Genomic DNA, 26,579 nt, shown 5'->3' with positions numbered 1-26,579 from the left:
GAAAGGTAGGGGCCGCCATGGGGGAACTAGCCGTCGACTTTTGCGGTGAGTGGTACGAGCCCTCACCGGATGAGGTCTTCAAGATTGGCAGGGAAGGCGATCTGGAGATCGATGACAACCCGTACCTGCATCGCAAGTTCCTTGAAATCAGCCGTTACGACGGGATTTGGTGGCTGACAAACGCGGGCACCATGCTCTCTGCCACCATTGCCGATGCCGCAGGGGGGATGCAGGCCTGGATGGCTCCCGGGGCTCGCATTCCGCTGGTTTTTGGACACACCAACGTCATCTTTACGGCGGGTCCCACCACCTACGAATTCTCGGTACATCTGAAAACCCCGTCCTTCATGGCGCTTAGCCGGGGCGAGGACTCCGCCGGCTCAACCACTATTGGCCCGGTGGTGTTCACCGATTCCCAAAAAGCCCTAATCGTGGCACTGGCCGAGCCCATGCTGCGCCGGGAAGGCACAGGGTTTAGCGCCATCCCATCCTCCGCGCAGGCCGCCAAACGCCTGGGCTGGGCGCTGACGCGGTTTAACCGCAAACTTGATAATGTGTGCGACAAACTGGACCGCGTGGGCGTGGTGGGCTTGCGTGGCGGTGGCGGGAAATTGGCCACCAACAGGCGGGCCAGGCTGGTGGAGCATGCCGTGACCTCCCAACTGGTCACCCCCGATGACCTCCCACTGCTGGACCGTATTGTCCAGGCCGCCCGCGAAACAGACGCCGAATGAAGATCCGCCTGACCCTGCGCCGCGGTCCCCAAGAAGACAAGAACCTGGCACTCACTGTTGACGGTTTGGCGTCGGTGCAAGACATTGCCACCGAACTTTACCTGGCCGACCCTTCACGCAAGGGCGCGCAGGCGCCGCCGAATCTTTCCCTGCTGGTGGAGGAATCCATGGTGGGTGGCGCGGGCGGGCGCACCTTGCCCCCGGAGAGCAACCTGCTCGAGTCAGGGCTGCGGCCGGGCGCTACGGTGTCGTTGACCCAGGTCAGCGACACGTTCCACCTGCCCCATCAGGACAGGGGACCGGCGGCCGCCACCCTGCGCGTCATGGCCGGACCTGACCGTGGCAAGGAATTTGCTCTGCCGGTGGGTACCACCTACGTGGGTCGTGACTACAACGCCGACGTGCGCCTCAGCGACCCCATGACCTCCAAGCGGCATGCCCGCATCACCGTCGGGGACACTGTTGAGATTGCAGACACCGGCTCCGCCAACGGTTTGATGATGGAGGGCGTGGCAATATCCCGTGCGACCCTTGGCTCCTCGGACCAGATCACACTTGGTGAAACCACCATTTCGGTGGTGAGTCTTGGCCGGGGCACGCAATCGGGGCCCACCGGCCCGCTGGTTGAATTCAACAGGTCCCCGCGCGTTGTCCCGCAATTCACCATTGAGGAACAAACCGTCCCCAGCGGTCCGCAACGCCCCAAACGGCAGCGCTTCCCGCTGGTGATGATGGTGGCACCTCTCCTCATGGGTGGTGTCATGTTTGCCGTGACCCGGCAGGCGACCACCCTGATCTTCATGGCGATGATGCCGTTGATGATGATCGGCAGCCACTTTGACCAAAAACATCAGATGAAAAAAGACACGCAGGAGAACATCGAGCACTTCCGTGGTGCCGCAGCCGAGTTCCGACGCCAAATGACCCAAAGGGCGCAGATCGAGCGGGCCGTCCGCTTGGCCGAATGCCCGTCGGCGGCCGAAACTGTCGATGCCATCTACAAGCTGGGGCCGCTGATGTGGACCCACCGCCCCGAGCACAAGGCCTTCCTCTCTTTGCGCCTGGGAATTGGCCGCCAGCCGTCCCGCACCCCTGTCAAGGCGCCCAGCGACAACAACACCCTGCCCGAGTTCATGGCGGAAATCCAGGAACTCAAGGAAGAGTTTGTCGACATTGACGCCGTACCCGTGGTGGCGCAGCTTCGCCACAGCGGTGCCTTGGGCGTGGCCGGACCCCGCGGAGTGGTCGACGATGTGGCCCGGGGCCTTGTCCTGCAAGCTGTGGGCCTGCACTCGCCCGCGGAACTGGCTGTTGCTGCCATGACGTCCATGGAGTCCAAGAAACGGTGGGAATGGCTGCAATGGCTGCCCCACGCCGGTTCCGTGCATTCGCCGCTGGCCGCGGAGCATCTGGCAGCCGGCACCGGTGCGGCCTCAATGCTACTGGCCGCGCTGGAAGATTTGATGGTCACTCGGGGTGCCAAACTGGCTGCCAACTCCGCCACCCACCGCGGCTTGCTTGACCCGGCCAAGGCCAACGCGCCGGCCCCGGTAGTCCCGGCGCTACTTGTCATCATTGAAGACGACGTCAAGGTGGACAGGGCACGGCTGACCCGACTGACCGAGTCCGGAGCCGACGTCGGCGTCCACATTTTGTGGGTGGCCAGTGCCGTTGAGGCGCTGCCGGCTTCGTGTCGCGATTTCATCCACGTTGCCGAAACCGCCACCACCGGTCAGGTGCGATTGGGCGGGCTGACCTACCCGGTCAGTTGCGAAAGCGTCGACGCCGAGCTGGCGGCCACACTGGCCCGCATGCTGGCGCCTGTCGTGGACAGCGGCAAGCCCGTCGACGACGACTCAGACCTCCCGCGTAGCGTCTCCTATGTGGCGCTGGCCGGGCACGATCTGGTGGAATCCACCACCGGCATCGCCGACCGTTGGCTGGAAAACAATTCGGTGGGCTCCCGTGCGGTGAAGAACCGCAAGTACCAAGGTTCTCTGCGCGCCTTGGTGGGCTCCAAGGGAGTGGAGCCCATGTACTTGGACCTGAAAACGGAGGGTCCGCACGCCCTGGTGGGTGGCACCACCGGCGCCGGAAAGTCGGAGTTCTTGCAGGCCTGGGTGCTGGGCATGGCCGCGGCTTACAGCCCGGACCGGCTCTCCTTTTTGTTCGTCGACTACAAGGGCGGGGCGGCGTTCGCCGACTGCGTCAAACTGCCCCACACGGTGGGTCTTGTCACCGATCTGTCCCCGCACTTGGTGCGCCGGGCGCTCACCTCCTTGCGAGCCGAGTTGCACTTCCGCGAGCACCTGCTCAACCGCAAGAAGGCCAAGGACCTGCTGGCCATGGAGCGGGAGGCCGATCCCGAGACGCCGCCGTCGTTGATCATTGTGGTGGACGAATTCGCGGCGCTGGCCAAGGAAGTACCCGAGTTTGTCGACGGGGTGGTGGACATTGCCGCCCGCGGCCGTTCCCTGGGCCTGCACCTCATTCTGGCAACCCAGCGCCCGTCAGGGGTGATCAAGGACAATCTGCGCGCCAACACCAACATGCGCATCGCCTTGCGCATGGCCGATGTTGACGACTCCCAGGACATTCTGGGCGAACCCACCGCAGCCTATTTCAGCCCCTCAATTCCCGGCCGCGGTGCCGCAAAAACGGGGCCGGGAAGGATCCAGGGCTTCCAGACTGGCTATGCGGGCGGGTGGACCACGCGCACACCGCAACGTCCCCGCATTGACATTGTCGAGATGGACTTTGGCTCTGGTTCTCCGTGGGAGCAGGAAATCGTCAAGGAGGCGGTGGAGGACTCCGCAGGCCCCAACGACATTTCCAAGGTGGTCGCGAACATTTCCCTGGCAGCCGTGGAGTTAGGTGTGCAGCCGCCGCGCAAACCCTGGCTCAATGAGCTGCCGGAAACCTACGATTTCTCCAAGCTGCCCAACCCTCGCACGGATGAAAAACTGCTTCTGGGCGTCATGGACGACCCCGAACACCAGGCCCAGCCCACCGTGTTCTTCGAGCCGGACAAAGACGGCAACATGGCCATCCTGGGGGCCAGCGGTTCGGGGAAGTCCGCTGCACTGCGCACTATTGCCATCGCCGCCGCCATCACCCCGCGCGGCGGGCCGGTGCAGGTCTATGGCATTGACGCCGCTTCCAATGGCTTGCAAATGCTGGCGGCGCTTCCACATGTGGGGGGCATCATCAACGCCGAGGACAACGAGCGGGTGGGCCGGTTGCTGCGGTACGTCCGCGGTGTCATCGAAGAGCGTGCCGAGAGCTTTGCCACCGTCAAGGCGGGCACCATTGCCGAGTACCGCCGTCTGGCGAACAAGCCGAACGAGCCGCGCATCATCGTCATGGTGGACGGGCTGGCCACATTCAGGGACCTGTACGAGTTCCGGGTTGGCATGACACAGTTTGAAACCCTGCAGCAGATAGCCACCGACGGCCGTCCCATGGGTGTCCACCTTGTCATTGCCGGGGACAGCTCAAAGTCGCTGCCGGCGTCGTTGGCGGCCTCCGTGCAGCGCCTGCTGGTGCTGCGTATGGCCACCGCCGATGACTATTCCAACCTTGGCCTGCCCCGCGATGTCCTGTCCGCGGCGTCCCCTCCGGGGCGTGGAATGGTCGACGGCGGTGAGGTGCAGCTGGCCATTTTTGGTGGCAACGCAAACCTTGCCCTCCAAGCACGCCAGGTGGAAAAGCTGGCCGACGCCATGCGACGGCAGGGTGTTGCGCAGGCACCGCGGATCGAATCGCTACCCGAATCACTGGATTTGAACGTGCTACCGGCAGCCGAACACGGGCACGTGATGATCGGTGTGGACGACTTCAATCTGGAGCCTGCCGGGCTGAGCGCAAACGGTGCGCTGATGCTCACCGGCCCGCCCGGGTCGGGGCGCACCACCGCCCTTGTCACCTTGGCGGAGGCACTGAAACGTTCGACGCCGGGTACCCGGCGCGTGTACTTCGGCTCCCGGAAATCCGCCATCGCAAACCTGCCTGTCTGGGACGAGGCGTTTACCACCAACCACGGCGTGGCCCCCGAGTTGCAGCGGTTGATCGAGTGCGTGGAGGCCGAAACCCATCCGGTGGCGTTCTTCATCGAGGGCGTCACGGAATTTACCGACTCCGAAGCCGAGATGGACTTGGTCACCTTGATCAAGGCCGCAGTCAAAGCCAACCATCTTGTGGTGGGTGAGGCGGAGTCATCCACCTGGGCCGGTGCCTGGAGCCTGTCCAGTCTGTTCAAGGCCGGCCGACGCGGCCTGCTCATGAACCCCGGCGACCTTGAAGGTGACACCCTGATGAGCACACCGCTGGGCCGCATCTACAACAACAAATTTATCCCCGGGCGCGGCTACATCGTGGGCAGGGGCAAGGCGTTCAAACTGCAGGTGGCCACCACCATGGACCACGAACGGTAACCGACAGGGGCGAGGGACCCGCTGCGAGTTTGTGAGCCCCATTATGGGGAGTGCTGCATGGGTACCGCTCCCCATCGACCGTCTTGCCGGCGGTTGATAGATTGTGATTAGTCAACCGGTTGGAGAAACTAGCCGGAACGCTTTACATACGAAGGATGTGCATCATGGCTGGAATGATTGGTAACGACCCGCAGGACATGGGCGAATTGGCCACGAAGCTGAACCAGGCTGTGGAGCAGATTCACCAGCTCACCGCCATGTTGGACAGCAAGGCACAGTCCGTTCGCTGGGAAGGCCCGGATGCTACTCGCTTCAAGTCGACGCAGTGGCCCCAGCACAAGACCGCGCTGACCCGCGTGTCCCAGGAATTGGAAAGTGTCAAGAACCTCGTGAACAAGCAGAAGCAGGAACAGCTCAACGCTTCCTCCTAGTCCCCACCCGCTCCCACCACTCGCTTCGCTCGTGGCGGGGCCCTCGCGGGCGTGGGCCCATCACCCGCTCCATAAATTCGTTTAGCTCGTGGCGGGGCCCTCGCGGGCGTGGGCCCATCACCCATCACCCACCGGCCACCGCAGCGCTCCCAATCTTTTGGGAGCGCTGCGGTTCCATTTAAGGCAAGATGGAACCGTGACTAGCGAGCAAGAGAACCAAGACGCAAATCTTTCCCCCGATTCCCTCCCCTCAGCGGCGGAACGCGAACGCTACGCCGTGTTGGTGGAACAGATCCAAAAGTTCCGCAGCGCTTACTACAACGATGACGCGCCGCTTGTCTCCGACGCCGACTTCGATCTTTTGTATTCAGAGCTGGAGGCCCTCGAGGCCCTGCATCCTGAACTTGTCACCAACGACTCCCCAACCCAGGTGGTGGGTGGGGACGTGTCGGTGGCGTTTGCCGCCGTCGACCATCTGGCCCGCATGTACTCACTGGAGGACGTCTTTTCCCTTGAGGAACTGGAGGCCTGGCTGCGCAAAGCCGAGGCCTCGGTGGAAAAGCAGCACGGGCTGGCGCCGAAATGGCTCACCGAGCTGAAGATTGACGGCCTCGCCGTGAACCTGCTCTACCGCGACGGCGTTCTGGTGCGGGCGGCGACGCGCGGCGACGGCTTCACGGGTGAGGACATTACCCACAATGTGGCCACCATCAAGGAGATTCCGCAACAACTGCACGGCAGCGGTTTCCCGGCCGAGGTGGAGATCCGCGGCGAGGTGTTCATCGCCTCGGCGGACTTCGCTGTGCTGAACGAGCAGATGGTGGCGGCCGGCAAGGCTCCCTATGCAAATCCACGTAACACAGCGGCCGGCTCACTGCGCCAAAAGGACCCGGCGGAGACGGCCAAGCGGCCGCTCCGCATGTACGTCCATGGCATCGGCGCCCGCGAGGGCCTGGACACCACCTCCCAGTCCGAGACCTACGCGCTCCTGCACGAGTGGGGCATGCCCACCAGCCCCTACTTCAAGGTGCTGGACACCGTGGCAGAAGTCCTGGAGTTCATCGCCCACTACGGCGAGCACCGGCACGATCTCATCCACGAGATCGACGGCATCGTGGTCAAGGTGGATGACTTCGCCACGCAGCGGGCGCTGGGCAACACCTCCCGGGTCCCGCGCTGGGCAGTCGCCTACAAGTACCCGCCCGAGGAAGTCCACACCAAGCTGCTAGACATCCAGGTCCAGGTGGGCCGCACGGGCAGGGTGACACCCTTTGGCATCATGGAACCGGTCAAGGTGGCGGGCTCCACCGTGGAACGGGCCACGCTTCACAACCAAGACGTGGTCAAGGCCAAGGGAGTGCTCATTGGTGACACAGTGGTGCTGCGCAAGGCCGGCGACGTCATCCCGGAGATCGTAGGACCGGTAGTGGCACTGCGCACTGGGGAGGAGCGCGAGTTCGTCATGCCCACGCACTGCCCGTCCTGCGGCACGGAGCTGGCCCCGTCGAAGGAGGGCGACATTGACATCCGCTGCCCCAACGCCAAGTCCTGCCCCGTGCAGCTGACCGAACGCGTGGCGCACCTGGCAGGCCGGGGCGGCTTCGACATCGAGGCGCTGGGCTACGAGGCTGCCGCCGCGCTGACCAATGCCCCGGGCCCGGACCCTGCGGACAACGGTGGCGTAATTGCCCCCAGCGGCCCCGGGGTGATCACCAGCGAGGCGCAGGTCTTCGCACTGGCGGAAAGCTACCCCGATCCCGCGTTGCGCGAGGCGCTGGCTGAGGTCAACGTGTGGCGTGAAATCCGGGCCAAGGGCGCAGGCACAGGCACGTTCCAACTCGTGCCCTACTTCTACACCAAGGCCACCGCCAAGAAGCCCTCGGTGCCGTCCAAGACCACCGAGAAGCTGTTCAAGGAACTGGACAAGGCCAAGCCGGCGCCGCTGTGGCGCGTCCTCGTTGCCTTGAGCATCAGGCATGTTGGCCCCACGGCGTCGCGCGCCCTAGCCACCCGTTATGGCACCATGGACGCCATCCGGGCGGCACTGTTGACCGCCGATGCCCGCGAGCAGCTGGCCAACGTCGACGGGGTGGGCGCCATCATTGCCGATGCCCTGATCGAATGGTTTGCCGTGGACTGGCACCTGGAGATCGTTGACGCGTGGGCTGCCGCCGGGGTCCTCATGGCCGATGAGGCCGATGAATCCACGCCCCGCACTTTGGAGGGCCTGACCATCGTGGTGACCGGAACCTTGCCGAACTTCAGCCGGGATGAGGCTAAAGAAGCCATCATCACCCGCGGCGGCAAGGCCTCCGGATCGGTCTCCAAGAACACCTCCTACGTGGTGGCGGGGGAAAACGCCGGCACCAAACTGGACAAGGCAGAATCATTGGGGCTGAAAGTCCTGGACGAAGACGGTTTTGCGCGGCTGCTTGCACAGGGCCCGGATACCGAAGCGGCAGAGAGCACAGAAGTGGAGCAGGGAGCATGAGCCAGGTTACCGTGGACGAACTATTAGAAGTGGCGCTACGTGCGGCTGCCGCGGGGGCGGCCGTGCTGGCCGCCAGGGACCCGGCTGGCTTTGGTGCCACGGAAAAGTCCTCGGACGCCGACTGGGTGACCGCCTTTGACATGGCTGCAGAGAACGCCGTCCGGGCCGTGATCGCGCAGGCCCGCCCGCACGACGTCATCACGGGTGAGGAACTGGCCCCAGCGCTCCCCGCCGAGCCCTCCGGCTACCGGTGGAGCATCGACCCTCTCGACGGCACCATGAACTTCATCCGCAACATCGCCTATTACGGCACCTCCGTCGCCGTGATGGGGTCCGACGGCGACTGGTTGGCCGGGGTGGTCAGCGCACCCGCCCTGCGGCGCATTTATTTCGCCATGCGTGGCGGCGGTGCCTGGCTGGATGAAACCAGGGCCGACGGCGTCTCTTCCGTTCGTCCCCTCACCGGGCCCACCGACGCCCGGGGCGGAACCCTGCTGTCCACGGCGCTGACGTATGACCCGGACGTCCGGCGTCGTCTGGTTTCCGAACTCGATGGGCGCATGGATCACTTTGGCGATTTCCGCCGCCTCGGCTCGGCCGCGCTGGAGCTGTGCGCCGTCGCCGACGGCGGCGTGGACGCGTACCTGGAATACGGGCTCTTTGAGCACGACTTTGCCGCAGGTGGGCTGATTGCGCGGGAAGCTGGTGCCTGGGTGCACACGCCCGTGTTGAGCCCAGCGGTGAAGGGGCTGCCCCCACGCGAGGAAGTTCTCTCCGCGTGGACCGGTGCCTGTGTGCCGGGTCTGGAAGCCGGCTTCGCCCCGGCGAACTAGCAGAAAACCAAAAATCACAGCTTCGCATTTAGGGGCTTCTTCGCGCCCAATTTGCGCTTTTTTGTGCTCTTTCTCAGGGGACCAGAAAAGTTTCTTGAAAAACTCGTAGGAAGTTCCGTCATGATTTCACTTTTGCTCACTCTTAACAATTGAGTCAGTAAAGTGTCCGCTGACGAGTCCTGCCCAGAGGCGGGAAACCGACTTTGAGTAGCAAGGAAGCACTTTGAAGAGAATCGCTCGTCAGCGACCAGTTCGCCTATTGTCCATGTTGGCTGCGGCAGCCTTGATTGGGGGCGGAGCAATTGCTGCCGTTGGCATCCCCGCCCAGGCTGCCACCCCCACTCCCGCTGTGGCCGCGTTCAACGCGCCCGAGTGTGTTGGCGCAACGCTTCTCGACCCGAAAAAGGCGCAAGGCGAAGTTGGCGATTTGACCAAGGTGTTTGGGACGCGGCTAGACCAATTCAACAATGGACAAGTGGTTCCGCTGTATGACGCATATGGGGAGAACTCTTTCAATGCTGCCTACCCACCGGTGTGCGGTACACGCAATGTGGCCGGTGTCGGCGCGGTGTCGGAGTGGATGTTCTGCACGGACATTTGGTCCCATGTGTGCTCGGGAGCGGACAAAGACGGAAATCTCTTGAACGAGGACGGCGTAGTCATTCCGGGCCTCGACGATAAGCCACTCGGCAACCCGAAGCTCACCAAGGATCAAGAGAAGCTCATTGCGTATCTGATCCAGAACGGTCACCCCTACAAAGGTGCTAAGGCAACGGCCGACGACTACTACACCTTCAACGGGGTGAGTGAGGCCATCAAGTCAAAAGCCAGTGACAACCGGGCGGCACTGCAGGTCCTCATCTGGTGCATCAGTGATCCGGTAGATCTCAACCGGCCGGGTTTGAGTCCAAAGGGCATTGTGTCCGAAACGGATCGTCAACAAACATGTGAGAACAGCATGAATGCGGGCGAACAGAAGAGATTGCTGGCCCTGATCCCCGACGTACCGACCGTGACCTTGGCTTTTGCTAACTCGGGGGCGACCCTCGAGCTTGGGGATTCGGCAACGTTCACCCTGACTACCAACCTCTACAACCAGCCGATCAATCTGGGGGCCACCGGCCTGGCAGGCAACCTCGTAGTCCTCTCAGGAGCAGCCACCCTTTCAGGAACCACCTTGACAGTCACAGGAACGGACCCCGCAGCGTCCACCACGATCAAGCTCGGCTTCACAGCCACAGCCGCCGGCAAGGTTGACATCGCTGCGTCGGCCCAGCCCGCCTCCACTACACACATTGGCTGGAACCAGAGCCCCGGAGTGGCGACCGGAGGAAAATTGTGCCAGATATTCGCCACCTTCAATGAGGGCGAGCAGCTCCTTGTTAGCTCCCAGGCGAGCGCGTTGTTCGACGAGAAAGCAACGGAGACGACTCCAGCGACTTCCCCCGGGACGGATACGGATACTCCGACAACCCCTGGGACGGATACGGGTGCTCCGACTGACTCCGCCACCCCCACGCAGACATCCACCAATTCCTTGAGTGCCACCGCCACCGCTGCCGCATTAACATCCGATGACGCGCAGAACAACCTTGCCTACACTGGCGCAGGCTCAGCCACGCCACTGTTCCTTGGCGCTCTGGTGCTCGGCGGCGCCGGTATTGCCATGGTTGCTTCGCGGCGCAAGAACAGGAAGCACGCTTAGCAGTCAGCGACACCCTTAAAAGCTTGTGGTGGTGCTGCACGATCCATTAGGACGTGCGGCACCACCACAAGCTTTTAAGGGTCTACAGCTTCGAGGTTTGAATTACGTGGACCTAGCGGTTCAGCAGGGGGCGAACCGAGGCATATCCGTCGGACATCACCGATGATGGGGTGTCGTAGACCTTAACCTGCGCCGATCCGGGCTCATAGCTCGGCCAGCCGGGATTGCGGTCGACGATGAGGGCAACCGCGTCTCCATGGACGTCATCTGCGAGCAGTCGCGGGGGAGTGGCGCCCGCCAAGGCGTCCACCCGCTCGCCGTCGAGGCAGTCAAAATAGAACGGCACGTCAAGGCAATGCACCGCACTACCAAACACGGGTGAGCGCCAGGAGAAGCGGTAGACCCACGTTCCTGCGGAGCCGGTAGCCCGCCCGGCCAGGCGTGCCTCGGCGATCCGCACAGTTGCCGCCCGGAACATGGAATCGCTGAGGTAGCGCCCCAGCATGGCCGCGGTTCCGCGTTTCCCTACGTCCTTGTTGGCCGCCATGTAGGCCTTGCGCGCGTCTCCCTTGAGTCCGGCCTTGCCCAGCAACAGCCGCGCCGGAATGAACCGCAACTTGTTCTTGACCCCGTCAAGGGCCATGGAGAATTCGTCATCCGCCGTACCCAGGACCAGCGGCTTGTCCGCGCCAATGCCCTGGCGCAGCGAATCAAGGGTGGGGCGGACAATCAGTTCACCATCCACCATGGGACCCAACGCCAGACCTTCGGAGGCGAACCGCTGCATCATGGCGAACGGCGCCTCGGGCCCGCCTTCTGGTTCCTGGGCCGTTTGCTGCAGTTCCAGGATGCGCTCCTCGCTGAGGGTGGCAAAGCCGCTGCGCGTAGCCTCGACGCCGGCCAGGACGGCCAGGCGACGGGACAAAGTTTGGGCGCGGTCTCGGGTGACGTCGGCGATGGCGCCGGAAATGCTGTGCACGGCGGTGAAGAGGTGTTGCGCCCGGGGCATGGCCAACAGTGTCAGTACGGCGCCTCCGCCTGCGGACTGCCCGGAAATCGTGACCCGCTCAGGGTCACCGCCAAACGCGGCGATGTTTTCCTGTACCCATTCCAACGCCAGCAGCCAGTCCAGGACGCCGCGGTTGTCCGGTGCCCCCTCGATCCGGCCGAACCCGTCAAAGCCAAGCCGGTAGGAGACCGAGACGGTGACCACGCCGTCGCGGTTGAACGCCGCCCCGTCATACCAGGGGCCGGCGGGGGAGCCGGCTGTGAAGCCGCCGCCGTGGATGTACACCAGCACCGGAAGGGAAGAGTCCGTGGTGGGGGCTGGGGTAAAGACATTGACGTTCAGCGTGGATTCTCCCGGGATGGACGGTTCGGGAATGAGCGTGATCTCCGAGAGGGTCTGGCGCTGGGGAGTGGGTCCATACTCGGTCGCCTCAAGCACTCCATCCCAGGGCTCAGGCGGCACAGGGGCGCCAAAGCGGAGGTCTCCCACGGGAGCTTGTGCAAAGGGAATCCCAAGAAACGCAGCGCTCCGCCACGTCCGTCCTAAGGACGCCGTGCTCCCAAGTTCCCGCCACGCGCCGCGGACCTGGCCGGACGAGGTGGTGACAACTGGACCAGCGTCGGTAACCGGCTTGGGGGACGTGACGAGATCTGACGGTTGGTCCATGGGGATTCCTTGCTCCTGAGGCGCTTTAGATAATTCAAGCGTTGAACTAATAACAACACGTTAGTGGCTTGCCACGTAAAAATACAGGATTTGACCACCAGAGACGAAACTTTTTGTCCGCACGATCGATCCGGTGATCGGTTAGGTGCGGCACGGGGTGTTGTAGTGTGGGCGCCATGGAACTCAGTGTCGAATCCGGGGCGTTCGCCATACCCGAAAGCGTTCACGTCACCGGAACCGGATCGTTGACGTCGGCCTTCGACGTCACCGGCCTGGCCGTTGCCTCGATCGCGGCAGCAGCCCTGGCCATTGCAGAATTGGTGCATTCACAAGGGATGCCCCGACCGGCCGTCACCATGGACCGGGATTTGGCATCAGCCTGGTTTGGCATGTCCTTCACACCCAGTGGCTGGGAACTCCCGTCGCCCTGGGACGCGCTGGCGGGCGACTACCCCTGCGCCGACGGTTGGATTCGACTTCACACCAATGCCCCACACCACCGGGCCGCAGCGCTGAAGGTTTTGGGGTTGGCCCCCGAGGCTGATCGGGCACAGGCGGCCCAGGCTGTTGCCCGGTGGGATGGGGAGACCTTGGAAACCGCCGTCGTCGCCGCGAAAGGGTGCGCGGCCTTGATGCGCTCGCGCTCGCAGTGGCTGGCCCATCCCCAAGGCGCGGCAATCGCCGCCGAACCCCTGGTCCACTGGGGTGCGGCCCGCGTTGTTCCCCCGGCGGACCATCAGCTAGCTACGCCGGGGCGGCCCCTGGCAGGCGTGCGCGTCCTTGACCTGACCCGGGTCATTGCCGGACCCGTGGCGACCCGGTTTCTGGCTCAGTACGGGGCTCAGGTGCTGCGCATCGATCCGCCCGATTGGCAGGAGCCTGCCTTGGAGGCCGAAATGACACTGGGCAAGAACTGTGCGCGGCTGGATGCGAAGACGGCCAGCGGTATGAGCCGGTTAAGGGAGCTGCTGACGGAGGCCGACATCTTGGTGCACGGATACCGCCCCGGCGCACTAGCCGGGCTGGGGCTATCCGAGGATGTCCTGGCTCAGGAATTTCCCGGCCTGGTCTGTGTGGCCCTTGACGCTTACGGCTTCAGCGGCCCCTGGGCTGGCCGTCGCGGCTTCGATTCGCTGGTGCAAATGAGTTGCGGCATTGCCGAGGCCGGGATGACCCACTTTGGCAAGGACGCCCCGTTTCCGCTTCCGGTGCAGGCCCTGGACCACGCCACCGGCTATCTGCTGGCGGCGACGGCGGTGGAGGCGTGGCGTGAGCGGCTCGCCGGGAGAGTCCTCACGGCCAGACTCTCGCTGGCCCGTACGGCAGTGGAGTTGCTCCGCACCGGTCCTACGGGAGCCACTGCGGCCCACCGGGAGCAGCCCGCCCTGGTGGCCGAACACACTGCCTGGGGCCCGGGCTTCCGGTCGCCTCCGGCCATCGCTATTGACGGGGTCCCCTGTGGAACCAGGGTCCAGGCGCGCGGTTATGGGTCGGTGGAGCCGGTGTGGCCCCTGAACGACCTGGAGGGCTCGGGCTAGGCGCTCGGCGGGAAATTTCCCGAGAGGCACCCGGGTGCGGAAGTATGGGTAGGCAAGGTCCGCCGTCGTCCTTGCCCAGCCAGCCGCCCCGAATTCAGAGCAGGAACCACCGCGCATGAACCTGATTGTCCGTCCCATCACGCCCGCAGATTACGACGCCGTTGCCCGCGTCACCGCCGATGCCTACCTAGGTGCGGGGTACTTTGCCAGCACCGAGCACCCCTATGTGGCGAAGATCTTGCAGGTGGGGGACCGTGCCGCAGTGGCACCGATCATCGTGGCTGAGCGCGACGGCGTGGTGATTGGCTCGGCAACCCTGGCCGTCCATGGAGATGAGTGGGCCGACGTCGCCCTGCCGGACGAGCTGGAGTTCCGTTTACTGGTGGTGGACCCGGCGGTGCAACGCAGCGGTGCCGGTGCCGCCTTGGTCGAGGCCATTGTGGCGCGTGCCCGGACCATGGACGGGATTCGCGCGGTCAGCCTGACCACCGGAGATGACTGGCATGGCGCCCATGCGCTCTACCGCAAGCTTGGCTTCACCCGCGTTCCGGAGCGGGACTGGCCCATCCCCGAGAACGGCAAGATGCTGCGCGTGTACCGAATGGCGCTTTAAACAAGGAAACTGGCCCGCCTCCCAGGGTGAGAAGCGGGCCAGCTGCCTGGCATGATTGAGAATTACTTCAGGAGTCCGACCAGCGCCTCGGAGACGGCCAGAGACGCGCCATATGTGACGATGTCGGCGCCGCCACGGGGCCAGCCGCATTCGATCACGATGGTGTGGTGGCCTGCCGCGCGGAGCCGGTTCGCCACCTCCCATGCCTCGTGGTGGGGATCCAGACCGCGGCCCGTCACGGCCACCTTCTGGCCAGGACTCAAGGACTCAACAGCAACAGTGGCCCCAGTTGCGGCAGGTCCCCACGGCACGGTTCCCACAGCGTAGTTGGTTTGAGTCTGAACCTGCACGACGGCGGCCTGCGCCTCATCCGCCAACCAGGCGTGGGCCTTGGCTGAGATCTCGAAGGTGCCGCGGATGGTGTCCGCCGACGGAACCGAGCCAGCCACACCCGTATTGGTTCCAGTTGTGGCCGGGTACGAGGTAGCCAAATGAGCGGTACGGGCCGCAGCATCCTGCAAGCGCTCCACCGGGAGCGAGCCGTCGGCAACCGCTGCCACGACGCCGTCGAGCACCTGCTCGTAGAGCTCCGCAGAGGTTTCTGAGCCAATGCAAAGCAGGTCGGCGCCTGCGGCCAAGGCACGGACGGCTGCCGCCGGAATGCCGATCTCACCTGATGCGCCCACCATGTCCAGGGCATCGGTGACAATGGCACCGGTGAAGCCCAACTGGACGCGCAAAACATCCTGCAAAACGATCCGCGAGAACGTGGCGGGGTTTACCGGGTCCAGCGCATCCACCACAATGTGGCTGGTCATGATGCTGGCAGCACCCACTGCTGCTGCCGCCCGGAAGGGGACAAGCTCGCGGTGTTCCAAAACGCCGGCCGAGACGCTGACCCGGGGGAGTGCAAGGTGGGAGTCCGAGGTGGTATCTCCGTGGCCGGGGAAGTGCTTGGCGCAGGCGGCAACACCCGCGCTTTGCAGGCCGTCAATCCATGCCGCAGTATGGGCTGCAACTACCGTGGGTGAGGCACCAAAGCTGCGCACCCCAATCACAGGATTCTCAGCGGCGGAGTTAACGTCAGCGTCGGGCGCCAGATTCAAATTGATACCAAAGGAAGCCAACTCCGCACCGATGGCCGCCGCAGACGCCGCAGTAACGGCCAGATCTGCGATCCTGCCTAAAACAGCATTGCCCGGCTGGTTGGAGCCCTTCAAGTAGTGCAGGCGGGTGACGTCCCCGCCCTCCTCATCAACGGAGAGTAGGGCATGCGGGGCGCGTGCGCGCAGTTCTCCGCACAGTTCCCGCAGTTGCTCCCAGGACACCAGGTTGGTGCCAAATAGGCAAACGGCGGCCAAGCCGTCGTCGAACGCCTCAAGGATCCAGGCAGGAGCGCTCACACCGACAAAACCTGGCATGAGCGTGCCGGCAGCCAGGCGCCGGATATCCGGGGCCGTCATCCCTTCACCGCTCCGCTGACCAGGCCCGAGCTCATCTTGCCCTGGACAATGAGGAAGAAGATGATCACGGGCACTGCCACGAGCATCGATGCCGCCATGACCATGCCCCAGTCGGTTTCGCGGGTGGCCGAGGCCTGGACGAAGCCGCGCAACCACAGCGGAAGGGTCTTGGTTTGGTCCTCGGTCATGACCACCAGGGCCACCGTGAACTCGTTCCAGGCCTGCAAGAACGCGTATACGCCGGAGGCAACCAGCCCCGGAGCCAGCAGCGGGAACGTGATCTTCAAGAACGCTTGCGTGCGGGAGAGGCCGTCCACCATGGCCGCCTCCTCCAACTCCGCAGGCACGCCCGCGACGAATCCGCGCAGCATCCAAATAGTGAAAGGAACGACGGCGGCGGTGTAGAGAATCGTCAGACCCAGGATGTTGTTGAGCAGCCCCACGGAGCTCATCATCTTGTACTGGGCGATGAACATGCCTTCAGCGGGGAGCATCTGGATCAGCAACAGGGCCAGAATGAAGGACTTGCGGCCCTTGAACTTGAACCGGCTAATCGCCAACGCACCGAGAAAAGCGATGATCAAAACGGCTGCAACAGTGCTCAAGGTGACGGTAAGCGAGATGGCCAGGGCCCCGAAGAACTTTCCGTCCGCGACGGCTGCCTTGAAGTTATCAAGGGAGCCGCCAAAGGGCAGAAATGTGGGGGTTGTTGACTGCAGGACAACGTTGGGCAGGAAGGAGGAATTGAACATCCAATAGACGGGGAATACCCAGACCAGGGCAATAGCCACAGCCAGGATGGAGAAGAGGGCTGTGGTGAGCTTCTTGCGACTCATAATTAGTTTTCTTCCTTCATCAGGGACCGGACGTAGTACCAGCTGATGGCAACCGTCAAAATAAGCATCAGGATCGAGACGGCACTGGCCGTGCCGAAGTCCCCTGAACCAACACCGAGTTGGTAAATGTAGGTGCCGAGCATGTGCGTCTCATTGGCCACACCTCCGGCGTCCTGTAGGAGCTTGACTTGGGTGAACACTCGTAAATCCCAGATGATCTGCAAAAGCAACACGATGGAGAGGACGGGGGCGATCAGCGGCATGATGATCAGACGGGTTCGCTGCCAACCGGTGGCACCATCCATGGCGGCCGCTTCCAGCACTTCACCAGAAATCTGGGTGAGGCCGGCGTAGATGCTCAGCGCCACGAACGGCACACTCATCCACACCACGATGATCATGGCGATGACGAAGAACGTCACGGGATCGGCCAACCAATTGTGGCCCTGGGCATCGATGCCGAACTGAACCAGGAGCCAGTTCAGGACCCCTCGGCGCCAGTCGATAAGCCAGACCCATACCGTCATGGCGGCAACAACAGGCATGGCCCAGGCCAGGAGCATGGAGACCTGCAAAATAAGCCGGGCTACTGTTCCAACACGCTTCATGAGCAACGCCAGCAAGCCGCCGATGGCAACAGTGGAGGCCGCGCAGAGCAGACAGAACAGCAGGGACCGGCCCAGGATGACCCAAAGTTCGGGGTTGCTAACCAGCTCAATGTAATTGCCCAGACCAACAAATTCGGGGGCAACACCGAATTGTTGTTTCAGGCCAAATTTTTGGAAGCTGGTGATGAATTGCCAGATGACCGGGTAGCCCAGAGCCGCCAGCAAGATGATGATGGTGGGCAGGATCAAGAAGATCGGCGTTTTGCTGGCTTTCCGCTTGCGGAAGGCGGGCTCAGCGGATTTCTCACCCCCGGAACGGTTGGTGGGCGGCGCTTTGACTTCCGTAGACATAGGGGGGCCTTTCATGACGGCTGGTGCCGTGGTTCTCCTGCCCGGCGCAAGGCTGCCGAAGACAGGCTGCGCGGGGCGCAGGGTTGGTGCGGGTAACTAAAACTGCGGTAACAAAGATGTGGTGGCCGGGGGCAAGGCCCCGACCACCACTATTTTGGTGACGCTACTTCAGGTTCAACTGGGGGGTGATCTTTTCGTCGTACTGCTTGGCCAAAGCGGTCAAGTCAGAGGAGTCGCGGATCTTGCCGAAGAATTCTTCCAGAACCATTGAGGCCTCAACGGAAGCCCAACCGGGAGCTGCCGGTGTCAGCTTGGAATTGGAAGCAGAAGCAATGGCAGCCTTGGCAAACTGGTCAGTTCCCAAGGAATCGACGTAGTCCGAGTTTGCCGGGCCGAGGCCGGCTGCGCCGAGCTTCTTCTGGTAGTCAGCGGAGAAGATGATGCGCAGCAGGTCCTTGGAGAGTTCTTGGTTCTTGGACTTTGCCGAGATACCAATGTTTGAGCCGCCTGCCAGGACAGGGGCGGGCTTGCCGTCATTACCGGGCAGGACGAACGCGCCGAACTTGGCGTCATTCCACTCACGCACGGTCTTGCCGTCCTTCTGAACAGCGTCACCGATGGACCAGTGGGCCCAACCCGGTGCCATGATCGTGGCGGCGGCAAGGGTTGTTGCGCCGGTGGTGGCACCCTTGTCATCTTTGATCTCATCGGCGTCGTTGATGTACAGCCACGGCGTGGCATCCTTGGCATCCGAGGGAGCCTTGGAGGCGTTCTTGTACAGGTCCTGCAACTGGGTCAGACCCTTGACTGTCTTGGGATCGGAGAGGGTGGAAACCCACTTTCCGTTGTCTTTCTTGGCCAGGTCTCCGCCATTGGCAAAAATCCAGGACAGTCCATTGCGCCAGTCCTGGCCGCCCAGGAAGAATCCGGAGAAGTCTTTGATGCCGCGGGGGTTCTTTGCGGTGATGGTCTTGACGTTGGTGTTGAATTCATCCAGCGTGGTGGGCGTGGAGACGCCGGCCTCAGCCCAAACATCCGTGCGGTTGAACATGTAGCGTGAACCGAAGTAGTACGGAAGCGCGTACTTCTTGCCATCCACGGAACCGGCCTCGACGAAGGACGGCAGCAACTTTGCCCCTCCGAGTTCGTCGTACATGTCCGAAATGTCGGTGAAGGCGCCAACATTGGTGAAGGTCGGGGACTGGGTGTTGCCCATTTCCACGACGTCCGGGGTGTTGTTGGCGTCGGGGAGAGCCGTGGTCATCTTTGTCACGAGGTCACCCCAACCCTGCTCTTCAATCTTCAAGGTGGCGCCGGTCTTGGCCTTGAACGTGTCCTTCAAGTACGTGCGCAACTCGTCGCTGGTGTCGCCGCCAGCCAACCACAACGTGATGGACTTGTTGGCATTATCAGCCTTGTCGGTGGCAGCGGGAGCACCCGCACCGCCTCCGCAGGCGGACAGCGTAAGCGCAGCAGCCGTTATTGCTGCAAGCCCCAATATCTTCTTCATACAATTACCTCTCGAAAGAAACGAGCCCTTGAGCGCGAAATGCGCCGTGGGCGTTTGAACGGACGGGTGAGATGCGATGGGATTTAGTCCACTCCCAATTGGCTAGAAAGCACCATGACGACTGTTCCTCGCAGAACCGTGTTTTGGGGTTCGTCGGCGAGACGGACAGCTGTGGGGGGTGGTAGAAGGGGAAGCACTCGCTGGGCGAGGGTTTCGCGGACGCTTTCAAGAAACGTCTCGTTGATCAGGTGCGGCGGACCACAGAGAACTATCTCGGCAAGGTCAATGGCCGCAACGATGGGGGCAAGTGCGACAGCGAGACGCTCGCCGGCTTTGTGGAAAACTGCCTCCGCGGCAGCGGAAGGGTCCGGCGCTGACGCCACCTTGGCAAGTGCACGCTCTAGGGCCGGTACTGCCAGCCAGGTCTCCAGGCAACCGTACCGTCCACAGCTGCAGAGCAGGCCACCGTCGGTACCGACGGTGAGGTGGCCAATTTCGCCGGCCGCCGAATGCACGCCACGGGCCCTAACGCCGCCCACCATCAAACTGGAACCAACGCCGCGACCCACCCGGACAAGGATCATGTCATCGGTGCCGCCACCAAAGGTGTACTCGCCGTGGACGGCGGCATCGGCGTCGTTGTGGACCTGAGTGGGCAGCCCTGTTGCGTCCTCGATCATGTCGCCAAGGGGGAGATTTTCCCAGCCAAGATTGGGGGCCGTGAGTACCGTTCCCTCTGCATTGACGATGCCGGGGGTACCCACCCCGATGCCCAGGAGCGGTGCGGTGGCCAGCGTCACTCCATGGTGAGTTAACTCGATGACAATCTGTGCCAGCTCGGCACCTTTTTCATCGGCGATGGCCCGGTCGGCTTGCGCCAGAATTCTGCCGTCCAAGTCCATGACGGCGGCTCGCAAGACGTCATTTTCGGTCAAGTCCAGGCCGACTATTTGCAGGCCGTGGCGGTTGATGTCCACAAGGATTGCGGGTTTCCCCGGGCGCACCGCACTGGAGATGCCCAGTTCCACGGCGTGACCCCTGGCAATGAGTTCGGTCACCAGATCGGAGATGGTGACACGGGTAAGCCCTATTGCACGGGAGAGGTCGGCGCGGCTCATGGGGCCAGCGGCGTGGAGGGTGCGCAGCGCAAAAGCAAGGTTGTGAGCGCGTACATCCGAGGGAAGGCTTGCCGAGGTGTCGGTGTCCGTTCGGGTACGTCCGCGTGCAATGGTCATGAATGTTAGTAAACTGTACTAACAAACTATTTGCAATATGTGCGGGTCATATTTTGTGAGCTGAGATGAAAACGTGACCTACGCTTCAGGTGCCCCTTTGGGTGGAAACTGCCCATTTGATACCGGTGATGGTGTCTGGTTGCGGTGACCCGGGGGCCGCCCACCTCGCGTCGGGGCTTGCCCGGCCGCCCGGGAACCCCCTGCGTGGCGCCGCCGTGAGCGCTAGGATGGCCGTGTGTCAAAGCCCACTGTCCCCACGCAACTTCTGGCGAAGTCCTGGAGCGACCGCTGGCATGCCCGGCGTCGATCGGTCAGCGCCCTAGTGGACAACCTGGTCTTTGTCTTCAGCGGGATTGCTGCCTTGTGGCTGGCCTGGCTGGTGCTCTCCGAAGGGTTCACCTGGGGCTGGTACCTGGCCCCGTTCTTCGTGCTGTTCTGGCTGGTGCTTGCCTATCTGGTGTTGCCACGCCTGCACCGCATTCTGACCTCGATCTACGTCCCCGACTATTTCATTGGCCGGGCCCGGACGAGTGACGGGCTACTGGGGGACCCTATCAACCTTGCTGTGCTTGGCACCGAGGCGCAGCTTCATGAGGCCATGACCCGGGCCGGCTGGATCCGGGCCGACGAGATCACCTTGGCCTCGAGCCGTCGAATCATCACCTCCACCATCTTCCGGCGCAGCTACGACGAGGCGCCCGTGAGCCCCCTGCTGCTTTTTGGCAGGCAGCAGGACCTGGCGTATCAGCAGGAAGTTGAGGGCAACCCCGCCAAACGCCACCATGTGCGCTTCTGGCGTTGCCCCGAGGGCTGGATGCTCCCGGGCGGGCACACCGCCGAATGGCTCGCGGCCGGAACATTCGACCGGGCCGTGGGCTTTTCCCTGTTCACCCTTCAAATCACCCACAAGATCGACGCCGACACGGATACCGAGCGCGACCACATCGTGGCAACGCTGGTCGACTGCGTTGACGAGGTCGAGGTACGGGTGATCGAGGACTTCTCCACCGGATACCACTCCCGCAATGGGGGAGGGGACACCATTGAGACCGACGGCGACCTGCCGGTGCTAGATCTTCGCCCCGTAAAGATTCCTGCCAACGGCAACCCGCTGGGGCCAGATCTGGAAACCCGCCGGGCCGCCAGGGCCGCGAGGCGCCCGGTCTCCACCTCCCTGGGGGTGTTGCTCATGGTGATCCGCGTCGTTGTCGGAGCCATTTCGGTGGCAATGATTGTGGGCGATCGCGGGGAGATCATCAAGAGCGCCGCCTCCAGCGTCAGTGCCGATGAGGCGCAGGTGCTGGACGTTTTCCTGGCTGTGGTCAGTGCCGTCTTCGCCGTGACCGTTGCCCTGTACCTGCTCCTGACATTCCTTGTGTTCCGGGGCAGCAATTGGGCCAGGAACGCCGCCATGGCTTTCAGCGCTGTGCTGGTGGTCTTGTCCGCCTTGGCGATCGTCCAGGGCGAGGCCATCACCTTGGGTAACAGTTTGTTCGGACTTCCGCTGGACATCTTGGTGCTATTGGCCCTCTCTGCCCGCAGTTCCCGGCTGTGGGCGCGGCGAGATTCATCTCCCATCACGCGGTGAACCCGCCTTGCGCCACAGGGGAATTCATCCTGTAGCGCGAGATAAGCTAGGGGTACACATTTTATTTATTTTTGTAGGGGAGATCCATGGCTGCGATCAACCGTGACGACGTAGCGCATCTGGCGCAACTGGCTCACATCGAGATGAGTGACGACGAACTGGACCGCATGGCCAATGAATTGGCTTTGATTGTGGATTCCGTCAAGAGCGTCAGTGAGGCTGCCGGGGACGACGTTCCCACCACCTCGCACCCGATTCCGCTGACAAACGTCATGCGCGAAGACGTCGTCGGACACGTACTCACCGTCGAGGAGGCGCTCTCGGGTGCCCCGGATTCTGCGGATGGCCGTTTCAAGGTGCCCGCAATTTTGGAGGAAAGCTAAACCATGACCGCCAACGAACTGATTCGCCTCAGCGCGTCCGCCATGGCCGCGAAGCTGGCCGCGGGTGAAATTACCTCCGTCGAACTGACGCAGGCGCACCTTGACCGCATTGCCGACGTCGACCACGGTGACCGCGGCGTCAACGCCTTCCTGCACGTCAACGCCGAAGAGGCACTGGCCGTTGCTGCCGACGTCGATGCCCGCCGCGCCGCCGGCGAGGAACTTCACGAGCTGGCCGGTGTGCCGATCGCCATCAAGGACCTCATTGTCACGAAGGGCCAGCCCACCACGGCTGGCTCGAAGATCCTTGAGGGCTGGATGAGCCCCTACGACGCCACCGTCATCAAGAAGATCCGCGCAGCCCGCATGCCGATGCTGGGCAAGACGAACCTTGACGAATTCGCCATGGGTTCCTCCACCGAGCACTCCGCCTACGGCCCCACCCGCAACCCGTGGGACCTGGACCGCATCCCCGGCGGTTCCGGCGGTGGCTCCGCGGCCGCCGTCGCCGCCTTCGAGGCACCCTTTGCCCTGGGTACAGACACCGGTGGCTCCATCCGTCAGCCGGGCGCCGTCACCGGCACGGTTGGCGTGAAGCCCACCTACGGTGCCGTGTCCCGTTACGGTGCCATCGCCATGGCCTCCTCGCTGGATCAGATCGGCCCGGTTTCCCGGACGGTTCTGGATTCCGCACTGCTGCAGGAAGTCATTGGCGGGCATGACCCGTTCGATTCCACCTCGCTGACCGACCCCTCCATAGGCCTTGCTGCCGCCGCCCGCTTGGGCAATGTGAAGGGCATGAAGATCGGCATCATCAAGGAGCTGCACGGCGAGGGCTACCAGGCCGGCGTCGAGAACCGCTTCAACGAATCCCTGGAGCTGCTGCGCAGCGCCGGTGCCGAAATCGTTGAGGTCTCCTGCCCGAACTTCGGCTACGCGCTGGGTGCCTACTACCTAATCATGCCCAGCGAAGCCTCCTCGAACCTGGCCAAGTTCGACGGCGTCCGCTTCGGTATGCGCACACTGCCCACCGAGGGCCCGCTCACGATTGAGCGCGTCATGGGTGCCACCCGCGCCGCCGGCTTCGGCGACGAGGTCAAGCGCCGCATCATCCTGGGCACCTACGCCCTGAGTGCCGGCTACTACGACGCCTACTATGGCTCTGCCCAGAAGGTGCGCACGCTGATCCAGCGCGACTTCGCCGCAGCCTTCGAGCAGGTTGACGTGCTGATCTCCCCGACGTCGCCCGTGACGGCGTTCAAGTTGGGCGAGAAGCTCGATGACCCGCTGGCCATGTACCTCAACGACGTTGCCACGATCCCGGCGAACATGGCCGGCGTCCCCGGCCTGACCTTGCCCGGTGGCCTGGCCGATGAAGATGGCCTGCCTGTGGGCATCCAGCTGCTGGCACCTGCCCGCGAAGACGCCCGCCTGTACCGTGTTGGCGCAGTCCTGGAGTCCTTGCTTGAGGCACAGTGGGGTGGCCCGATCCTGGACCAGGCCCCCGTACTTGCATCCACCGCGACCGTAGCCGAGGAGGCAAACTAATGAGCGTTGACACCATTTTGAGCTTCGAAGAAGCCATGGAAAAGTACGAACCCGTCCTCGGCTTCGAGGTCCACGTGGAACTGAACACCAAAACCAAGATGTTCTCCTCCGCACCCAACGTCTTTGGCGACGAGCCCAACAGCAACGTCAACGAAGTCTGCCTGGGCCTGCCCGGTGTGCTGCCTGTCGTGAACAAGAAGGCCGTCGAGTCTTCGATCCTGATCGGCCTGGCGCTGAACTGCAAGATCGCCCCGCACAGCACCTTTGCGCGCAAGCAGTACTTCTACCCGGACACCCCGAAGAACTTCCAGACCTCACAGTACGATGACCCCATCTGCTACGACGGCTGGATCGACATCGAGCTCGAGGACGGCACTGTTTTCCATGTCGAGATCGAGCGCGCCCACATGGAAGAGGACGCCGGAAAGCTGACCCACATGGGTGGCTCCACGGGCCGCATTCAGGGCGCCGACTACTCGCTGGTGGACTACAACCGTTCCGGTGTGCCGCTGGTGGAAATCGTCACGAAGACCATTGAAGGCGCCGGATCGCGCGCCCCCGAACTGGCCAAGGCGTATGTCGCGGCCATCCGGGAAATCGTGAAGAACCTGGGCGTTTCCGAGGCCAAGATGGAGCACGGCAACGTCCGTTGCGACGCCAACGTCTCCCTGCGCCCGCACGGCCAAGAAAAATTGGGAACGCGTACCGAGACGAAGAACGTGAACTCGCTGCGCGCCGTCGAAAACGCCGTGAAGTTCGAGATCCAGCGCCACGCTGCCGTCCTGGACTCCGGTGTGGCCATCACGCAGGAAACCCGTCACTGGCACGAAGACACGAAGTCCACCACCTCAGGTCGACCCAAGTCCGACGCCGACGACTACCGGTACTTCCCGGAACCGGACCTGGTGCCCATCGTCACCACCGCCGAATGGGTTGAGGAACTGCGTTCCCGCCTGCCCGAGCCGCCCGCCGAGCGCCGCAAGCGCCTGCAAGGCGACTGGGGTTACACGGACCTGGAATTCCGCGACGTGGTCAACGCCGGTTTGATGGACGAGATCGAAGAAACCGTTGCGGCTGGAGCATCGGCCGCCGCCGCCCGCAAGTGGTGGATGGGCGAGATCGCCCGTCGCGCCAAGCTGGCCGACGTCGACCCCGCCGCACTGGGTGTCAGCCCGGCAGTCGTGGTGGAGATCGAGAAGCTCATCGCCTCTGGCGCCATCAACGACAAGCTGGCCCGCAAGGTGCTCGACGGCGTCCTTGAGGGTGAAGGCACACCGGCCGAGGTTGTCGCCAAGCGCGGCCTGGCCGTGGTCTCCGACGACGGCGCACTTCAGACCGCCATCGACGAAGCACTGGCAGCCCAGCCCGACGTCGCCGAGAAGATCCGCGGCGGCAAGGTTCAGGCTGTTGGCGCCATTGTTGGCGGCGTCATGAAGGTGACCCGTGGACAGGCCGACGCCGGTCGTGTGCGCGAGCTGATCCTCAAGACGCTCGGCGTCGAAGGGTAGTAGCGCTTCACATTCGGCGGTGAATCCGGCATTCCCTCGGCTGCTATCCGACCGACGGCCGCGGGCGGCCTTTCGGTCTTCTTTACGCAGCCTACGGAAACACCGGATTCACCGCCCCGGCATGAAGAGGAAACAGTGAGTCGGTAGCGCCAGCCCCCATTTCCGCCGCGCCACCTCTGTAGGGTGCGCGCGCTGGCAGATGACCCCGAGGTGGTCCTTGGAGCCCGATTTATCGGACTCCCCAGACCACATCGGGGTCATTTCTCGTTGGGGGTGCTGTGGCAGGATGGAATCATGAGTCTTGAATGGGAAATCCGCGCCCGCGTCCAGTTTGAGGGCGACGCCCATGTCATAGAGGACGCCTGCGGTTTCAATGGCCCCAACGCGTGGGTGATCGACGGGGCAACGCCGTTATTGGGGCAGTTGGGCCTGCCGGCGGCGTCGGATCCGCAGTGGCTGGCCCAGGCGCTGACCATGATTCTGGCCGGGCCGTGTACGGATAAAGGCCGTTCTGGCGTGCGCGCCGTCCTGGCCTCCGCCCTGGCAAACATCGACTCCTTGGCTGACGCGTTGGTGGGGGAGGAGCATGTGCGGTTCCCGAGTGCGGCCATCTCCGTGGCGCAACTCAACCCCGACGGCGTGGAGATCGCGAGCCTGGCCGACTGCACCGTGGTGGTGCGCACGCTCGACGGCGTCACACACTTGGTGCGTGCTGAACTGGCCGATTCACGGGTGGACGATGCAGTGGGGGATCGTACCGAATTGCTCAAACGCGATCGCGAACTGCGCAACACGCCCGGACGGCTGTGGGTTGCCCGTCGCGAACCCGAGGCGGCCGATCACGCCCATGTGGTGCAGCTCAGCCAACCAGAAATCATGGTGATGGCCAGTGACGGGGCTTGGCGCGCCGTCGACCTTGGCCTGGTCAGCGGTCCGGAGGAGTTCCTGGCCCGGTGCCGAACAACGCTGGGCGCGCTGGGTTTGATGCACGAGTTGCGCACCCGCCAGGGCGAAATCGGCGAGGTGGCAGACGACGCCACCGTCCTGACCCTGGCGCCGCGCACGTAGAAGTATTTGTGTCCTGTTATGCGCCCCG

General features: G+C 63.3%; 19 protein-coding genes. 13 read left to right on the top strand and 6 right to left on the bottom strand.

Annotated features, from left to right (window positions below; genetic code table 11):
* Positions 1–17 precede the first annotated feature (17 nt).
* The 6 genes from CXQ94_RS18465 (at position 18) to CXQ94_RS18440 (ending at position 10,627) form a co-directional block, all read left to right on the top strand.
* Positions 18–734 carry a hypothetical protein gene (locus tag CXQ94_RS18465; protein ID WP_104092081.1) on the top strand — a complete coding sequence of 239 codons (717 nt, stop codon included), beginning with the start codon at positions 18–20 and terminating at the stop codon, positions 732–734.
* Positions 731–5,167, top strand: coding sequence for an FtsK/SpoIIIE domain-containing protein (locus CXQ94_RS18460; protein WP_104092060.1), 4,437 nt, complete (start codon positions 731–733; stop codon positions 5,165–5,167). Before CXQ94_RS18465 ends, CXQ94_RS18460 begins: the two co-directional genes overlap by 4 nt.
* Before the next feature lie 164 nt (positions 5,168–5,331).
* On the top strand, positions 5,332–5,598 hold the full coding sequence (locus tag CXQ94_RS18455) for a WXG100 family type VII secretion target (RefSeq protein ID WP_104086879.1): 267 nt from the start codon (positions 5,332–5,334) through the stop codon (positions 5,596–5,598).
* Between the two features lie 196 nt (positions 5,599–5,794).
* Positions 5,795–8,089: an NAD-dependent DNA ligase LigA gene (gene ligA / locus CXQ94_RS18450; protein WP_258067221.1), complete on the top strand. Its 2,295-nt coding sequence runs from the start codon at positions 5,795–5,797 to the stop codon at positions 8,087–8,089.
* Positions 8,086–8,922 carry an inositol monophosphatase family protein gene (locus tag CXQ94_RS18445; protein ID WP_104092059.1) on the top strand — a complete coding sequence of 279 codons (837 nt, stop codon included), beginning with the start codon at positions 8,086–8,088 and terminating at the stop codon, positions 8,920–8,922. Before ligA ends, CXQ94_RS18445 begins: the two co-directional genes overlap by 4 nt.
* A 223-nt stretch (positions 8,923–9,145) precedes the next feature.
* Positions 9,146–10,627, top strand: a complete 1,482-nt coding sequence (locus CXQ94_RS18440; RefSeq protein WP_146070354.1) for a Cys-Gln thioester bond-forming surface protein — start codon at positions 9,146–9,148, stop codon at positions 10,625–10,627.
* Positions 10,628–10,739: 112 nt separating this feature from the next.
* Here CXQ94_RS18440 and CXQ94_RS18435 read toward each other — a convergent pair whose 3' ends face one another.
* A complete protein-coding gene (locus CXQ94_RS18435; RefSeq protein ID WP_104092057.1) occupies positions 10,740–12,302 on the bottom strand; it encodes a carboxylesterase/lipase family protein in 1,563 nt (520 codons plus the stop codon).
* A 176-nt stretch (positions 12,303–12,478) separates the two neighbouring features.
* On the opposite strand from CXQ94_RS18435, the gene CXQ94_RS18430 reads away from it, so the two are divergent.
* Both CXQ94_RS18430 and CXQ94_RS18425 read left to right on the top strand, forming a co-directional pair.
* Entirely contained in the window at positions 12,479–13,840 is a 1,362-nt protein-coding gene (locus CXQ94_RS18430; RefSeq protein WP_104092079.1) for a CoA transferase, read from the top strand.
* A 115-nt stretch (positions 13,841–13,955) separates the two neighbouring features.
* Positions 13,956–14,453, top strand: a complete 498-nt coding sequence (locus CXQ94_RS18425) for a GNAT family N-acetyltransferase (protein ID WP_104092056.1) — start codon at positions 13,956–13,958, stop codon at positions 14,451–14,453.
* Positions 14,454–14,515: 62 nt separating this feature from the next.
* Here CXQ94_RS18425 and CXQ94_RS18420 read toward each other — a convergent pair whose 3' ends face one another.
* From CXQ94_RS18420 to CXQ94_RS18400, 5 genes are all read right to left on the bottom strand, one after another.
* A complete protein-coding gene (locus CXQ94_RS18420; RefSeq protein WP_104092055.1) occupies positions 14,516–15,916 on the bottom strand; it encodes a glycoside hydrolase family 3 N-terminal domain-containing protein in 1,401 nt (466 codons plus the stop codon).
* The gene (locus CXQ94_RS18415) at positions 15,913–16,752 is read right to left on the bottom strand and encodes a carbohydrate ABC transporter permease (RefSeq protein ID WP_104092054.1); all 840 of its coding nucleotides are present in this window, start codon (positions 16,750–16,752) and stop codon (positions 15,913–15,915) included. Before CXQ94_RS18415 ends, CXQ94_RS18420 begins: the two co-directional genes overlap by 4 nt.
* A gap of 2 nt (positions 16,753–16,754) precedes the next feature.
* Positions 16,755–17,711, bottom strand: coding sequence for a carbohydrate ABC transporter permease (locus CXQ94_RS18410; protein ID WP_104092053.1), 957 nt, complete (start codon positions 17,709–17,711; stop codon positions 16,755–16,757).
* A 163-nt stretch (positions 17,712–17,874) separates the two neighbouring features.
* Complete coding sequence (locus tag CXQ94_RS18405; RefSeq protein ID WP_104092052.1) at positions 17,875–19,221, bottom strand: extracellular solute-binding protein; 1,347 nt, start codon at positions 19,219–19,221, stop codon at positions 17,875–17,877.
* An 83-nt stretch (positions 19,222–19,304) separates the two neighbouring features.
* Complete coding sequence (locus CXQ94_RS18400) at positions 19,305–20,456, bottom strand: ROK family transcriptional regulator (RefSeq protein WP_104092051.1); 1,152 nt, start codon at positions 20,454–20,456, stop codon at positions 19,305–19,307.
* A 235-nt stretch (positions 20,457–20,691) separates the two neighbouring features.
* On the opposite strand from CXQ94_RS18400, the gene CXQ94_RS18395 reads away from it, so the two are divergent.
* The 5 genes from CXQ94_RS18395 to CXQ94_RS18375 all read left to right on the top strand — a co-directional run bounded on the left by CXQ94_RS18395 (position 20,692) and on the right by CXQ94_RS18375 (position 26,551).
* A complete protein-coding gene (locus CXQ94_RS18395; protein ID WP_306418917.1) occupies positions 20,692–22,044 on the top strand; it encodes an LssY C-terminal domain-containing protein in 1,353 nt (450 codons plus the stop codon).
* 86 nt (positions 22,045–22,130) lie between these two features.
* Positions 22,131–22,427 carry an Asp-tRNA(Asn)/Glu-tRNA(Gln) amidotransferase subunit GatC gene (gatC, locus tag CXQ94_RS18390; RefSeq protein WP_104092050.1) on the top strand — a complete coding sequence of 99 codons (297 nt, stop codon included), beginning with the start codon at positions 22,131–22,133 and terminating at the stop codon, positions 22,425–22,427.
* A 3-nt stretch (positions 22,428–22,430) separates the two neighbouring features.
* The gene (gene gatA / locus CXQ94_RS18385; RefSeq protein WP_104092049.1) at positions 22,431–23,975 is read left to right on the top strand and encodes an Asp-tRNA(Asn)/Glu-tRNA(Gln) amidotransferase subunit GatA; all 1,545 of its coding nucleotides are present in this window, start codon (positions 22,431–22,433) and stop codon (positions 23,973–23,975) included.
* Positions 23,975–25,483 (top strand): Asp-tRNA(Asn)/Glu-tRNA(Gln) amidotransferase subunit GatB, encoded by a 1,509-nt coding sequence (gatB, locus tag CXQ94_RS18380; protein ID WP_104092048.1) that lies wholly within the window; start codon positions 23,975–23,977, stop codon positions 25,481–25,483. The genes gatA and gatB overlap by 1 nt, the downstream gene beginning before the upstream one ends.
* Positions 25,484–25,777: 294 nt before the next feature.
* Entirely contained in the window at positions 25,778–26,551 is a 774-nt protein-coding gene (locus CXQ94_RS18375; protein WP_104092047.1) for a hypothetical protein, read from the top strand.
* Positions 26,552–26,579 lie beyond the last annotated feature (28 nt).

This window comes from Arthrobacter sp. GMC3, assembly GCF_002929305.1.
In the GTDB taxonomy this organism is placed as follows: domain Bacteria; phylum Actinomycetota; class Actinomycetes; order Actinomycetales; family Micrococcaceae; genus Specibacter.
This window is presented reverse-complemented; position numbering and strand designations above follow the sequence as displayed.

Bases quoted from the DNA above. Each gene is read 5' to 3' on its own strand.
- CXQ94_RS18445 (WP_104092059.1), top strand. From the start codon at position 8,086: ATGAGCCAGGTTACCGTGGACGAACTATTAGAAGTGGCGCTACGTGCG.
- CXQ94_RS18465 (WP_104092081.1), top strand. From the start codon at position 18: ATGGGGGAACTAGCCGTCGACTTTTGCGGTGAGTGGTACGAGCCCTCA.
- CXQ94_RS18455 (WP_104086879.1), top strand. From the start codon at position 5,332: ATGGCTGGAATGATTGGTAACGACCCGCAGGACATGGGCGAATTGGCC.
- CXQ94_RS18460 (WP_104092060.1), top strand. From the start codon at position 731: ATGAAGATCCGCCTGACCCTGCGCCGCGGTCCCCAAGAAGACAAGAAC.
- CXQ94_RS18400 (WP_104092051.1), bottom strand. From the start codon at position 20,456: ATGACCATTGCACGCGGACGTACCCGAACGGACACCGACACCTCGGCA.
- gatB (WP_104092048.1), top strand. From the start codon at position 23,975: ATGAGCGTTGACACCATTTTGAGCTTCGAAGAAGCCATGGAAAAGTAC.
- CXQ94_RS18415 (WP_104092054.1), bottom strand. From the start codon at position 16,752: ATGAGTCGCAAGAAGCTCACCACAGCCCTCTTCTCCATCCTGGCTGTG.
- CXQ94_RS18410 (WP_104092053.1), bottom strand. From the start codon at position 17,711: ATGTCTACGGAAGTCAAAGCGCCGCCCACCAACCGTTCCGGGGGTGAG.
- CXQ94_RS18430 (WP_104092079.1), top strand. From the start codon at position 12,479: ATGGAACTCAGTGTCGAATCCGGGGCGTTCGCCATACCCGAAAGCGTT.
- gatA (WP_104092049.1), top strand. From the start codon at position 22,431: ATGACCGCCAACGAACTGATTCGCCTCAGCGCGTCCGCCATGGCCGCG.
- CXQ94_RS18420 (WP_104092055.1), bottom strand. From the start codon at position 15,916: ATGACGGCCCCGGATATCCGGCGCCTGGCTGCCGGCACGCTCATGCCA.
- gatC (WP_104092050.1), top strand. From the start codon at position 22,131: ATGGCTGCGATCAACCGTGACGACGTAGCGCATCTGGCGCAACTGGCT.
- CXQ94_RS18435 (WP_104092057.1), bottom strand. From the start codon at position 12,302: ATGGACCAACCGTCAGATCTCGTCACGTCCCCCAAGCCGGTTACCGAC.
- CXQ94_RS18375 (WP_104092047.1), top strand. From the start codon at position 25,778: ATGAGTCTTGAATGGGAAATCCGCGCCCGCGTCCAGTTTGAGGGCGAC.
- CXQ94_RS18405 (WP_104092052.1), bottom strand. From the start codon at position 19,221: ATGAAGAAGATATTGGGGCTTGCAGCAATAACGGCTGCTGCGCTTACG.
- CXQ94_RS18425 (WP_104092056.1), top strand. From the start codon at position 13,956: ATGAACCTGATTGTCCGTCCCATCACGCCCGCAGATTACGACGCCGTT.